This is a genomic window from Microbulbifer sp. S227A (genome assembly GCF_049800935.1).
The window spans coordinates 186243-199305 of the sequence record NZ_JBNAFZ010000002.1; the positions used below are offsets into that span (position 1 = coordinate 186243).

Here is a 13063-nt window from a genome sequence, read left to right on the forward strand (position 1 = left end):
AGCGCCCCTCATGGGGTCAATAACCGGCCAACGACCTGTGCGCCTTGCTCACCGTCCCATCCGTGTCCGTCATTGTCACATCGATGGTCCGGGTCCGGGCCGGCACCGACAGGCTCACGCGGGGGTTTTCCGACAAGGAAATGCTACCGGTCAGATCGACATAGCCCGCCCCGTCAAGATCGATCCCCACCGTCTCCACATAACGCATGGGGATGAACAGCAACGAGATCTGGTCCATCTGCATCCCCGAATGGCTGGGATGGCTGATATCCACATCCACCTGCCGGTCCCGCAGGGCCGGATCGCCCATCAGGTCCAGCGATGTCCCCGTCCCCTGCAGGGCATCGATTCCGATCCTCATATTCCCCAGCGTCGCCAGAGCCTCCTTGGGATCGGTCCCGGGCGGCGCGGCGCAAGCTCCCTGCCCCGAGGTCTTCACAAAACTCCCGGCCACGAACAACTGCCCATCCGTGGTCTCGGCGACCACATGCAGCGGCGTTGGCCCGTTGATCCGCATCGTCGTCTGGAAATAGAACCGCGGCAGCGGCTGATCGAAACTGAACACCGCCGATACCGGCATCGGGTTCTCGTCCAGAACCAATGTCACCTTGCCCAGCAACCGCCCACGGGGCGCCTCGATCTGCGCGGCGATCAGCGTACGCGCATCGTCGGAGCTGCGATAGGGGCTGTCAATCGCGATGTAATCCGAGCCGTCATGCAATGGGCGCGCGTCGAAAATGCTGGCCGAAAGATCGGGCCAGCCCGGCGCGTCCACCGCTCCGGCGGGCGCGGCCGTGGCCAAACACAACACTGTCGCAACAACCGCATGTTTCATTCTCTCACTCCCTTTCCCACGAACCGGCCAAAGGCGCGCGGCCCGTCCCCGGTCGTGATCTCGTCGGTGACCTGCAACAGCGTCGCATCGATCACGCTGACCGAGTTCGAAAACCAGTTTGCCACCACGACACGGCTTCCGTCTGTCGTGCTGTCGATGCCTTCAGGGTATTCCCCGACGCCAATCGTGGCAACCGCCGCCAATGTGCCAAGGTCGATCACGCTGACCGTATCGGCATATTGATTGCTGACAAAGGCGCGACCGGCGGCGAAAGCGACCCCGTAAGGGCGCGCGCCCACCGGAACCGTCGCCAGCACAGCGCCCGCAGACACGTCCACCACCGACACGTCATCGCTTCCCACATTGCCTACGAACAGCCGCCCATCCGGGGCAAAGCCCAAGCCGAAGGGCCGCGATCCGACCTGCACCCGCCGTGCGAGGGCCAATGTCGCGGTTTCAAAGATCGAGACCGCGTCTGCATCCCGCTCGGCACAGGCCAGCAACCGGCCATCCGGCGAAAGCGCAAGCCCCGCCGGCGCGCTGCCGGTCGCAAGCGTTGCGATCTGTTCCAGTGTGTCCGCGTTCAGAACCCAGACCCGCGCATTATACCAGTCCGAGACAAAGACATGCCGCCGCGCACCGTCCAGCGCGATACCGATGGGGCCGCCATCCAGCACGGTCTCGGCGATCACCCTGTCGGTTGCCGCATCGAACCGTCGGACGGTTTTGCTGTCGGGGGATACGGTATAGAAACGACCCTGCCCGTCCACCACCACCCCGGCGGGCTTGCCCGCAACCGGAATGCGCCGCAATTCGCTGCCGGTCTCCAGGTCCAGCACGCTGACATTGTCGCTGTTCTGGTTGGTCACATAGGCAAAATCCCCCGCTGCCACGCCGGTGGCAACGAGGGAGGGGAGAGCCCAGATAAGGGCCAGGTATCTAGTTGCTGCCGCCAAACCGGGCAGCCAGGGCATCGAGACCGGCCTGATAGACACCGGTTACGGCGGCGATCGCGGCCTCGTCGTTCAATTCGGGCGGCGGATCGTTGTTCGGGTATCCACGATAGAACGCCCCGCGCCATTCGATCTTTGACCCGCCGCCATCCAGCGGGATCACCGTCAGATGCGAGGAATAGTTGGTCACCGGCAGAACTTCGACCAGAACCTCGGTGATCCGGTAGGAATAGCTCATCTTCTCGTCGCTGTACTTGTAGAGGATTTCCGAGATTGTCGGCCCACCCTCTTCGCCCAGCGTCAACACACGGGTTGCATCGATCTCGTTGCCGCCTTCGCCATTGGTGGCGTGGACGGCGGGGTGCCAGCTCATGTCCTGGAAATTGCCGATCACGTCCCAGACCTCTGCCGGGCTGGCCGCGACATCGGTGGTCACGGTGATCTTTTGCCGGGTCGGGCCATGGGCCAGCGCCATGGCCGGGAGCAGCACCCCGATCATCACCACCAGGAATTTCAGATAGCGCATAAGTTCCGTGTCCCTCCCGTTGCGCGGCCCAGGCTCTGTCACCGCCTGCCTCGGCAACCTGCGCGCCGGGTGTTCCATGTTCTTTGCAGGGGTCATGGTAAGTTCCCGCCCGGTTCCCGCAATGAGCCAAAAGTATCGGTTGGGCTGATCCAAGCATCTGGCACTATGTCCCGCAACCCGGCAAAGTGATCGAAAGGGGGGATCGGTTTGCGTTACCTTACAATCCTGATGGCCTGCGTCCTGATGATCGGCGCGTCCACGGCACGGGCGGTCGAGGTCCGCGCCGCCGTCTTTCGCATCGACTATCCGCAGGTTGCGCCGATTTCGCGTTTTGACCTTGCACCTGACGACCTTGGCTTTGCCGGTGCCCTGCTCGCCACCGAAGACAACGCCACCACCGGCGGGTTCCTTGGACATACCTATGCGCTTGAAACCGTCTCGATCGCCCCAAAGGACGCCGATGCGGCGTTTGACGCGGTGCTTGCACAGGGGTTCGACATCCTCGTGCTCATGGCGTCGGCAGAGGATCTGTTGCGGCTGGCGGACAGGGCCGGCCCCGAGCGGCTGGTGGTCAATGCCCTCGCGCGCAACACGGCGCTGCGCGATGACCAATGCCGCGCCAACCTGCTGCATGTGGCCCCCTCCGATGCAATGCTGGCCGACGCCATCACCCAGTTCACCACCTGGAAAAAATGGCCGCGCTGGTATCTGATCCACGGCTCGAACCCGGCGGATCGGGCGCTTGGCGAAGCCTATCGCCGCTCGGCGGCAAAATTCGGTGCCCGGATTGTCGAGGACCGGGAGTTCGAGGATACCGGCGGATCGCGCCGCACCGATACCGGCCATGTCCTGGTCCAGCGTCAACTCCCGGTCTTTACCCAGGATGCCGACGATCATGACGTGGTGATCGCCGCCGATGCCTCGGACGTGTTTGCGCCCTACCTGCCCTTTCATCTGTGGGATCCGCGCCCGGTCATGGGATCGGCGGGGTTGCGCCCGGTGACATTTCACGCCGCGCATGAAGCCTGGGGCGCGACCCAGTTCCAGCGCCGGTTCGAGAAACTGACCGGCCGCTATGTGCGCGAGGAAGACTATCAGGCCTGGCTTGCCCTGCGCGTGATCGGCGAAGCCGTCACCCGCACCGGTGCCGCCGATACCGCCGCCCTGCGCGACTATGTGCTGGGCGACAGTTTCGAACTGGCCGCGTTCAAGGGCCAGAAGGTCACGTTCCGGCCCTGGAACGGACAGATGCGGCAGCCCATCCTGCTCTTTGACGGGCGCATCACCGTCAGCGTTTCACCGCAAGAGGGCTATCTGCACCAGAGATCGCCGCTGGATACGCTCGGACTTGACGCACCCGAATCCGCCTGCACCGCCTTCAACTGATACGGGAGACCCTGGGATGAAGCTTGCCCTTGCCACCTGCCTTGCCGCGCTGATCGCCACCGGCGCCACCGCCAACAACGTCTTTGTCAGCAATGAAAAAGGCAATACCGTCACGGTGATCGACAGCGACACATGGGAGGTTGTCACCGAGTTCCCCGCCGGCAACCGTCCGCGCGGCATCACCATCAGCCCGGATGGCAGCCTGCTATATGTCTGTGCGTCCGACGACGACACCGTGCGGGTCTTTGACACCACGACCTTCGAAGAGCTCTATACCCTGCCCTCGGGGCCGGATCCCGAGCTTTTCGTGCTGCACCCTTCGGGCAACCCGCTTTATATCGCGAACGAGGATGACAACCTCGTTACCGTCGTCGATACCGAGAGCCATACGGTGCTGGCCGAGGTGCCCGTGGGTGTCGAGCCCGAGGGCATGGGCATCAGCCCGAATGCCGCCTTTGTGGTGAACACGTCGGAAACCACCAATATGGCGCATTTCATCGACACTTCGGATTACGTGATCAAGCACAACATCCTTGTCGATCAGCGCCCGCGATATGCGCAATACACTGCGGACGGCACCAAGCTCTATGTCACCTCCGAGATCGGCGGAACGGTCAGCGTCATCGACATCGCCGAGGACGGCACGCCGACCCTGCGCAAGAAGATCACCTTCGAGGTGCCCGGAGTCTTGCCGGAATGGCTGCAACCGGTGGGGGCCAAGGTCACATCGGACGGCAAATGGCTGTTCGTCGCACTCGGCCCCGCCAACCGGATCGCCGTTGTCGACGCCGAGACCGACGAGGTGGTCGATTACATCATCGTCGGCCAGCGGGTCTGGCAGCTGGCCTTTACCCCGGATGAAAAATACCTGATCACCACCAACGGCAATTCCAACGATGTCACGATCATCGATGTCGCCAGTCAAAAGGCACTGAAATCGGTGCAGGTCGGCGAACAACCCTGGGGTGTTGTGGTCACACCGGATCGGGGCGGCTGATCCGCGCGGGGGAACAGATCAGGCAATGCCAGCCCCGTCGAACCGCGCGAGGATCGCCGCGAGACCGGGGTTTTGCACCATTGCGGCGGCCTCTTGCGGAGACACCCATCGGCGCAGACGATGGCGCTCGGGCCAATCCTGCGGCGCGTAAATCCGGGTGACCTGCATCGGGAAAACGTCGACACGACAGGTCGCCCCCCATTTTTCCTGGTGAAACCGGCCGATTGACACACCATCGATCCGGCCATTGATCCCGGCCTCTTCCCAGGCCTCCTTGGCCGCGGAATCCGCTGCGCTCAGGCCGGGTTCGCATATCCCCTTGGGCAGAACCCAGTGGTTTTTCCTGCTCGACGAAATGATCAGAACCTCAAGCCGCCCCGCTTCGCGGCGATAGGGCAAAGCTGCGGATTGCCGGTAATAATAGGCCGGGCGCGCGCGCCGTTCGGACCCGTGAATGTCGGGATAGGGAAAATCCGCCGCCAGCGCCGCCGGGCGGATATGTGCGACAAACCGGCCCGCGCCGCGCCCGGGCGGAAACGCCGTATCCGCAACGCGCAGGTGCAACATATCCCCCGCCGCCATGGTGACCCGTTCCGCGCCCAGATGCCGGGCGATGTTGCGCATCGCGCTCTTGCTGCCGACACAAAGCAGCGGTGCAGAGCCGGTGCCCCCCTTGGCCAGCGCCGCGAGATTGTCGTCTAGCCGTGCTGCCGCCAGCCGGTCATCGGCAATGATACGGTTGGCACTTTGCCCTGCGGCCTTGAGCAGTTTCTCTGCACAGACCATCGCGTCGGCACGTGTCGCCGCCATGACATCGGCCCGGTGCAAGCCCCGCTCGCACAACCATATGCCCAGCTTTTGCGCCCCCCGCTTGCCGACATCTTTCAACTCGCGCGAAACCTGCGAGCCCTGCGCGATCCTGCGTGACGCTCCGGCCCGAACCAACAGCAGATCCCGGGGCATCACCCCCCCCCTTTCAGCTTTGGATGACACTGGCCTTATACCAGCGACAACAGCGCCTCGCACACCTTTTGCGGATCATAGCGGTCGGGCCGGTCCTTTTGCGCAAGGTCAAGGCAGACACAGGGAATGTCATGCGCCTTGCGCAGCCGTTTGATCTCGTCCGCGTCAACCGCGGCGCGGTCGCAGATGACCGCCGTCATCAATGCGCCATTGGCACAGGTCCCGCCGGTATCGGCGCGCAAGGCCCCGAGCAGCACGCCAACCCGGTCAGACAGGTCCATGCCCGGGCATTCCGGATCGGTCCCGAGGCTGGGCAGATAGACCTTGGGCACCCCCCGCTCGGCGATGGAAATCCCGACCTCGCGCGGCATCAGGTTGGCGATCACGCTGGTATATAGGCTGCCCGGCGGGTAACAGATCAGGTCGGCACGTTCGATGAGCCTGCGGTTGCGCTTGGGCAGGACAACCTTGTCGCGCGGCAGGCGTTTCGTCCCCCTGGCAAAAAACAGCTCGCGTATCGGTGCCGGGATCGGCGGTACTTCCTTGCCGGTGATCTGGCGCTGGCCGAGAACGGTGCTGCCATCCTCCAGCGTCGCGCCGATGGCGAGGTTCTTGTCCACGACCGCCCGCACCGTGCCCAGAACCGCAACCATCTTGGACATCAGGAACAGCACCGGCTCCAGCGCCCGGTCATTGGCCAAGTATCCCCCCGCAAGGATCAGGTTCCCCAGACTGGCCCCGGCAAAGGAAAAATCCTCTGGCCGATGGTTCTGGAATACCCGCAACTGTGTCAGGATCAGGCTGCGCATTGGCTGTGAAATCGCCCGCATCAACTCGTGCTGACCGGACAGAACGGTTGCAAACTCGGCCCGCAGAGCAGCGGGTTTGGCATCGGTTGCAAAGCGATAGGTGAACAACCGGTAAATGTCGGGCTGCCCCAGGTCGGTTTCATCCGCCAGCGCCATCAATCGCGACCGCAAATCGCCCACGGCGGGCATATCGAACGCCTCGCGCAGCACCTGCGAACTGCCGCCGCTGTCAAAGGGCGTGATCAGGTGACAGGAATTATGCGTGTAGCGTTTCAGCCGGCGCGCGATGTCATTCAGCGCGCTGCCACCGCTGAAAAACAGCATCCTCGGCCCAAGGCTCGGCAAGCTGGTCGCGCGCGAGATGCGCAACGTGTCCGGGAATTGGACGTTGCGGGTAATCTGTAGCTCTGGCACGTTAAGGATGTCGCCTCTGCTCGACATTGACACATTACTGTTCTCTTGAAGCTATAGTACCGGATGGACAAGACAATGACTAACTTTCTCCGGTCGATACGTCCGACGGCGCGGGCGGTCATTCGGAGAGAAGGGAAACTGCTCGTGCAGATCAAGGAAAAACCCGGCCGGGGCCGGTATCTGACGCTCCCGGGTGGGCGGCAAGACCCCGGCGAAACGCTGCATGACTGTGTCAGGCGCGAATGTGCCGAAGAGATCGGATGCAAGGTACAGGTCGGCCGGTTGCTGCATGTCGCCGAGGTCTTCAAAACGCGTGCGGACGGCCCACGGCATCTGTTGGAACATCTGTTTGAATGCACCGTGCCCGACGGGTATCGCCCGATCATGGGGCCGCATCCGGACAAATCACAGACCGGCACCGCATGGGTAAACCCGGTTGCCGGCGGCGACCGGTTCAGACCGGCCTATGACAAACCCCTGTGCGACCGGGCTGCACCGGTTTACCTGGGGCGTCTGCATGGCTGATCTGCCGCGCGCGGTGGCGGAGAACCTCCGCTTTCTCTGCGCTGAACTCGAAGGACAGCTGAGCAATCTGCAAGCCTATTTCGAAGCGCCCGACGCGGCGCTGGCGCAAAAGGTGATCCTGCGCGCGGGCTATTCCTACAACCTGCTGACGCGGGTTCAGAATGCCGGCCTGCAGGCCCTGTCGCGCAAGCGGGTCAAGGCCAACCGCCGCCTGCTGTTGCAAAACAGCGCCCTGGTCGCGCGCAATCTCGAACTGATCGCCCGCATGGCCCGGCGCAGCCTGGAACATGCCGAAAAGATCGAGCACAAGGAGCTGCTGCGCCCCGAAGCCTATCCCAAGGTCATCAAGTCGGTGCGTAAGAACCTGGGCGAAATCCTGCCCGCCTTTGACGCGCTGGACAGTTCCCGCGCGGTGCGGATCGGTCAGGGCCGCGCCAGGCTGGACGATCTGTATGACCGGCTGTTTCGCACCTACACGCGCGACATGGGCAGATCGAAACACACCTGTGACCTGGCCAACGCCTTGCTGGCCGCGAACGAGATCCACCGTATCGGCGACGCCCTGCAAGGCATCAGCGAAGCGATCCTGTCGGTCAATATCGGCCATCCCGTTCAATTCGAACGCTATTTCGCCTTGCAGGACATTCTATCCGACGGCGATCTGGATGCCAGCCAACTGGAGCTTGAACCGCTGGCCGAGACCCGCTCGGGCAGCGCGATTTCCAGCGTGCGCGGGCTGTCGGACAATGGCGATGAATTCGCCGCCGTATTCAAGGATGGCGAGTTGGACAAGGTGCGCGAAGAGCGGGCCGGCGTCAAAAGCTGGCATTCGATCTATCCCGGCCTTGCGCCCAAGATCCTGTCTTACAAGAAAAGCGGCCAATCCGCCGCGCTGCTGATCGAATACCTGCCCGGCGAGACCTTTGAACATGTGTTGCTGAATGACAGCGACGCGCTGCTGGACGAAGCGTTGGCGGCATTGTCGCGCACCCTGCGCGATGTCTGGAAACGGACGCTGAACCCCGAATCCGCCGAGATGGCATCGATGAAGCAACTCTCGGCGCGGATGCCGGATATCTGGCGCGTGCATCCCGAATTCCGCTCGCGCGCCTCGCGGATCGGCACGCTTGAACTGCCCGGATTTGTCGATCTGGTCGAACGGGCCAAGGCGCGCGAAGCCACGCTTGCCGCGCCGTTCTCGGTGCATATCCACGGCGATTTCAACCTCGACAACGTGATCTATGACGCCTCGGAAAAACAGGTCCATTTCATCGACCTGCACCGCTCGCGTTATATGGACTATGTCCAGGATGTCTCGGTGTTCATGGTGTCGAACTATCGTTTGCAGATTCAGGACCCGGTGATCCGGCGCCGGGTGGCGCGCGTGGCAACGGAATTTCACGCCATGGCGCGAAAATTCGCGAAATCGCGGGACGATGGCTATTTCGAATATCGCCTGGCCCTCGGGCTTGCCCGCTCGTTTGCCACCTCGACGCGGTTTGTTCTGGACAAGGCCCATGCCAACCGGATGTTCGAACGTACACGCTATCTGCTCGAAACCGCGCTGGCCTGCCCCAAGGGCAAGGAACACCGGCTGAAACTGCCCATCAAGGAATTGTTCAATGGATGACATTCGAATCGGCGTGATCGGGATACCCGGCAAGTGGTCGACCGAAGCGCTCGCCGATGCGGTCGCGGCCCGCACCGGCCAGCGCCACGTGATCGATATGGCGCGGGTGTCGCTGGATACCGAAACCGGCGCGCTGATGCATGAGGGGCAGGACCTGTGCGGCTTTGATGCCCTGATCATCAAGAAGATCAGCGAAATCTACAGCCCCCATGCACTCGACCGCCTGGAATTGCTGCGCGTGGCCGAGAACCGGGGCGTGCGGATCTTCAGCCGGCCCGAAGCGGTTCTGCGGCTGATGGACCGGCTGGCCTGTACCGTGTCGCTGCAACTCGCCGGGGCGCCGATGCCGGCAACCGTCGTGACCGAAGATCCCGAGGTCGCGCGCGCCACGGTTCGGCGTTATGGCAAGGCGGTGTTCAAGCCGCTGTTTTCGACCAAGGCACGCGGCATGATGGTGATCGGGGATGATGCCGGGGCCGAGGCGCAGATCTCCGGCTTTGCCGCCGCCAACCCGGTCATGTACATCCAGCGGATGCTGAACCTGTCGGGGCAGGATCTGGGCATGGTCTTTCTGGACGGGGAATACCTGTGTACCTATGCCCGCGTTTCCGCCGGCGACACATGGAACACCACCATTCACAGCGGCGGAAAATACGCGCCCTATACGCCCTCTGCCGAGTTGATCGAGATCGCCCGGCGCGCCCAGGACCCCTTTGGCCTGACCTTTACCACCGTGGACGTGGCCCTGACCGATGACGGCCCCATCGTCTTTGAAGTGTCCGCATTCGGCGGCTTCCGGGGTGTCAGGGACGGCTGCGGGCTGGATGCGGCGGCGCTGTTGGCGGACAGGGTGATCGCGAAGGTGTCGGCATGAGCCTTGTCAGTTGCAACGATGTGCTGGCACAGCTTGACCGAAGCCGCATCGCGGATGCCGCCCCGATCTGGCTGGGGCTTGGCGGGATGCGGATCAGGCTTGTCTGCACCGATCCCCTGAACATGGAACTGCGCCGGTATTTCAGACATGTGATCGCCGAGCCCGGCCCGGTCGATGCCACGGTCGAAGTGCTCGAAGGCCAGACGCTGGCAACTGCCCCCGACTGGGTGGACTGGGCGCGCGAACCGGGAAAATCCGGGCGCAAGGACGTGATATGCGACCTTCAGGATGGGCGTTTGGTGGGCAAGGTGCGCACCGGCGTCACCTTTCTGCAATCGCCCGGCGCGATTATTGCCTTTGGCCCCTGCGCGCGAAATCCGAACCAGATCGTGAACTTCGTCAACACCCAGTTTCTCAACATGTCCCTGCGCGACGGCTGGCAAATCTGCCATGCGGCGGCAGTCACCGACCACACGCGGACGCTGGCGATCGCCGGCATGTCCGGGGGCGGCAAATCCACGTCGGTCCTGCGCCTGATGGACCTGCCCACGCTGGCGTTTGTAACCAATGACAGGCTGCTGGCCCGTGCCGGCCGGCCGGTCCCGGCGGCCCTGGGCATCCCCAAGGAACCCCGCATCAACCCCGGTACGATCCTGCACAATCCGCGCCTGCACGGGATGCTGGATGCGCACAGGTTGACGGCGCTGTCCGAGTTGCCGACAGAAGAGCTTTGGCAACTCGAGGAAAAGCACGACCTGATCGTCGCCGATTTTTACGGTGCCGACCGAGTGAGCCACGCGGCGGCGCTGACCGATTTCTGGGTGCTGAACTGGCACCGGAACAGCGCCGACCCAACCCGTTTGAACGATGTCGACCTTGCCGCGCGCCCCGACCTTTTGGGGGCCATCATGAAGAGCCCCGGCCCGTTCTATCAGAAACCCGGCGGCGCGTTTCTTGCCGATGACGAGCCCTGCTCTGCGGCCGGATATCTTGAGGCCCTGCAAGGGGTCAGGGTGCGTGAAATCACCGGCGGTGTCGATTTCGACCGGGTGTTCGCCGAAGGGGTTGCGCTGTTTGGGGCCGCGCAATGAGCCCGCGCTATGTCGCCCTGATCCGGCACGGGGCCTATCACCAGCGCCCGGCCACGCCGTCAGCGCTGCAACCCTATCCGCTCACCGAAGCGGGGCGTGCGCAGGCGCGGCAATGCGGCGCAACGATTGCGGAACTCCTGCAACGCAACGGCTGGTCACTGGACAAGGTCGCGCATTGTTCAACCGAATTGCGGGCATGGGAAACCGCGCAGCGCGCCGGGCAGGAGCTGGCCACGCGAGGCCATGCGATGGAAACCACCCAGACGCCGTTGCTGTCAGAGCGATCCGTCGGCAGCGCGGCCAACCTGAGCGTCGAAGAGATCGAAGCGGCGCTCGCCGCCGATCCGCGCCACCCCGAACCGCCGGAAAACTGGAAATCCGACAGCGCCTATTGCCTGCCCTATCCGGGTGCCGAATCCCTGATGATGGCCGGGCTTCGCGTCGCGGGTTACCTGCGGGCGGTCGTCGCGGACAAACCGGAGCCGCCCAAGGCGCAGCTGACGCTGATTTTCGGCCATGGCGCGTCGTTTCGGCACGCGGCGTTCCACCTTGGCCTTCTCGGACGCGATGAAATCGCCGGGCTGAGCATGTATCACGCCCGCCCGTTACTCCTCTGTTACAACGCTGCATCAGGATGGGAACACTTTGGCGGAGACTGGAAACACCGGTCCCGCTCCAGTTTGGAACCAGACTAGAGGACCGGGCAGTTGGTCGATTTGGCAGTACAGCAAGGGGACAGGGCACCCCTGCTCCCGACGGTTTTCGATGATTTGTCCCAACTGGCCCGCCTGCCCACCGATTGCGCCAGATGGCCGCTTGACCAGGCGCATTCCGCCGGCGGCACACATGCCAGCCTGCAAGACCTGCAACACAGCCTGCGCCGCGCCGCCACCCACGGCCCGTGGGAATGGCCCCGTCGTCCGCTAGTCTTTGTCTCGGACCCCCATGCGGATGCCGAAGGTTTTCTGCGGTCTCTGGTGGCCGCCGGCACCATCCGGCGACGGGGCCCCGGCACGCAAGATTTCGAACTGACCGATTTCGGACGGGGGTGCGAGATCATCATCGGCGGCGATTGCCTGGACAAGGGGCCAAGCAATCTCGACCTGCTGGATGCGATCGCGGCGCTTTATGACGCGGGGGCCGATCTGCACCTGCTGGCCGGCAATCACGACCTGCGGCTGGTTGTTGCGCTGGCGGCGCTGCGCAACCCGCGCGACCCGCTGGCCGGGCACCTGTTCGTGCGGATGGCGCGCAAGGCCGTGCCGCTGTTTCGCGAGATCTGCGAGCGCTATGACGTGTTTGACACCGATACCCCGATCCCGGACAAGGCCGAATGCCGCGCGCGGCTCTATCCCGGTGCCGATTGGGCAGCGCAGTTTCCCAAGGCCGCCGCGCCCTATCTGTCGTCCGACGCCATCGACAGCGAATGCCGCAAGCTGCGCGCCAAGATGGCGGGTTTCGACGCCGAGATCGCCAGGTCCGGCCTGACCCTGCGCCAGGTCTATGCCGCCGCGACCTATTGCGAGCGCCTGTTCTTTGCGCCGGACGGGGCGTATCGCTGGTTCTATGACCGCATGGATGTGCTGAAACGCAGCGGTTCGATCCTGTTCATCCATGCCGGGCTGTGTGACGCGCTGTGCGACGTGGTCTCGCGCGGTGATTGGGAAAGGGTGAATGCCGGGTTCCTGAACGACGCGCGGCGCGCCCCCTTTGCATTCTATTTCGGCAAGATCGCCAACCTCGTGCGGACCAAGTACCGGGCGACCGATGGCGCGCTTACCGATGCCGGCGTCATGAACCTGCATCGCGCGGGGGTGAAAATGGTCGTTCAGGGTCATGTCAACAACCACGCCGGCCAGCGGTTGCTTGCCAAGCGCGGATTGCTACACTTGGAAGGCGACGTGACTCTTGATCGCGCCTCGCGCAGCCTTGAAGGGCTTTCCGGGATTGGCGTCGGTGCGACTTTGATCTATCCAACCGGGGACGTCGTCGGGCTGAGCGCGGACTTTCCCAAGGCCAAGCTGTTTCAGCCCGACAACATTCGCTGGGAAAACGCGTAG

At 63.5% G+C, this 13063-nt stretch carries 13 protein-coding genes; 8 read left to right on the plus strand and 5 right to left on the minus strand.

Translation table 11 applies throughout. The annotated features are described in order from the left end of the window. Positions 1–16 precede the first annotated feature (16 nt). From ACP15R_RS05720 to ACP15R_RS05730, 3 genes are read right to left on the minus strand one after another with little or no spacing between them, the layout of a single operon-like run. Entirely contained in the window at positions 17–835 is an 819-nt protein-coding gene (locus tag ACP15R_RS05720) for a quinoprotein dehydrogenase-associated SoxYZ-like carrier (RefSeq protein ID WP_424985430.1), read from the minus strand. Further along, positions 832–1809: a hypothetical protein gene (locus ACP15R_RS05725; RefSeq protein WP_424985431.1), complete on the minus strand. Its 978-nt coding sequence runs from the start codon at positions 1807–1809 to the stop codon at positions 832–834. Before ACP15R_RS05725 ends, ACP15R_RS05720 begins: the two co-directional genes overlap by 4 nt. Then, positions 1775–2314: an SRPBCC family protein gene (locus ACP15R_RS05730; protein WP_424985432.1), complete on the minus strand. Its 540-nt coding sequence runs from the start codon at positions 2312–2314 to the stop codon at positions 1775–1777. Before ACP15R_RS05730 ends, ACP15R_RS05725 begins: the two co-directional genes overlap by 35 nt. A gap of 207 nt (positions 2315–2521) precedes the next feature. Between ACP15R_RS05730 and ACP15R_RS05735 the strand changes: the two genes are divergently transcribed. Together ACP15R_RS05735 and ACP15R_RS05740 are read left to right on the plus strand one after the other, a co-directional pair. Continuing rightward, positions 2522–3700: an ABC transporter substrate-binding protein gene (locus ACP15R_RS05735; RefSeq protein ID WP_424985433.1), complete on the plus strand. Its 1179-nt coding sequence runs from the start codon at positions 2522–2524 to the stop codon at positions 3698–3700. A gap of 16 nt (positions 3701–3716) precedes the next feature. Next, positions 3717–4697: a YVTN family beta-propeller repeat protein gene (locus tag ACP15R_RS05740; RefSeq protein WP_424985434.1), complete on the plus strand. Its 981-nt coding sequence runs from the start codon at positions 3717–3719 to the stop codon at positions 4695–4697. An 18-nt stretch (positions 4698–4715) separates the two neighbouring features. On the opposite strand, the gene ACP15R_RS05745 is transcribed toward ACP15R_RS05740, so the two are convergent. Further along, positions 4716–5660, minus strand: a complete 945-nt coding sequence (locus ACP15R_RS05745) for an NUDIX domain-containing protein (RefSeq protein WP_424985435.1) — start codon at positions 5658–5660, stop codon at positions 4716–4718. 35 nt (positions 5661–5695) lie between these two features. Next, positions 5696–6910 (minus strand): GAK system CofD-like protein, encoded by a 1215-nt coding sequence (locus ACP15R_RS05750; RefSeq protein ID WP_424985436.1) that lies wholly within the window; start codon positions 6908–6910, stop codon positions 5696–5698. Between the two features lie 48 nt (positions 6911–6958). On the opposite strand from ACP15R_RS05750, the gene ACP15R_RS05755 reads away from it, so the two are divergent. Genes ACP15R_RS05755 through ACP15R_RS05780 form a run of 6 tightly spaced genes read left to right on the plus strand, consistent with a single transcriptional unit; the run spans position 6959 to position 13063 of the window. Continuing rightward, the gene (locus ACP15R_RS05755; protein ID WP_424985437.1) at positions 6959–7408 is read left to right on the plus strand and encodes an NUDIX domain-containing protein; all 450 of its coding nucleotides are present in this window, start codon (positions 6959–6961) and stop codon (positions 7406–7408) included. Then, positions 7401–9038: a phosphotransferase gene (locus ACP15R_RS05760; RefSeq protein ID WP_424985438.1), complete on the plus strand. Its 1638-nt coding sequence runs from the start codon at positions 7401–7403 to the stop codon at positions 9036–9038. The genes ACP15R_RS05755 and ACP15R_RS05760 overlap by 8 nt, the downstream gene beginning before the upstream one ends. After that, positions 9031–9912 carry a GAK system ATP-grasp enzyme gene (locus ACP15R_RS05765; protein WP_424985439.1) on the plus strand — a complete coding sequence of 294 codons (882 nt, stop codon included), beginning with the start codon at positions 9031–9033 and terminating at the stop codon, positions 9910–9912. Before ACP15R_RS05760 ends, ACP15R_RS05765 begins: the two co-directional genes overlap by 8 nt. Beyond that, the gene (locus ACP15R_RS05770; protein WP_424985440.1) at positions 9909–11003 is read left to right on the plus strand and encodes an HprK-related kinase B; all 1095 of its coding nucleotides are present in this window, start codon (positions 9909–9911) and stop codon (positions 11001–11003) included. The genes ACP15R_RS05765 and ACP15R_RS05770 overlap by 4 nt, the downstream gene beginning before the upstream one ends. Further along, a complete protein-coding gene (locus ACP15R_RS05775; RefSeq protein ID WP_424985441.1) occupies positions 11000–11698 on the plus strand; it encodes a histidine phosphatase family protein in 699 nt (232 codons plus the stop codon). Before ACP15R_RS05770 ends, ACP15R_RS05775 begins: the two co-directional genes overlap by 4 nt. 12 nt (positions 11699–11710) lie before the next feature. Further along, on the plus strand, positions 11711–13063 hold the full coding sequence (locus ACP15R_RS05780) for a metallophosphoesterase family protein (protein WP_424985442.1): 1353 nt from the start codon (positions 11711–11713) through the stop codon (positions 13061–13063).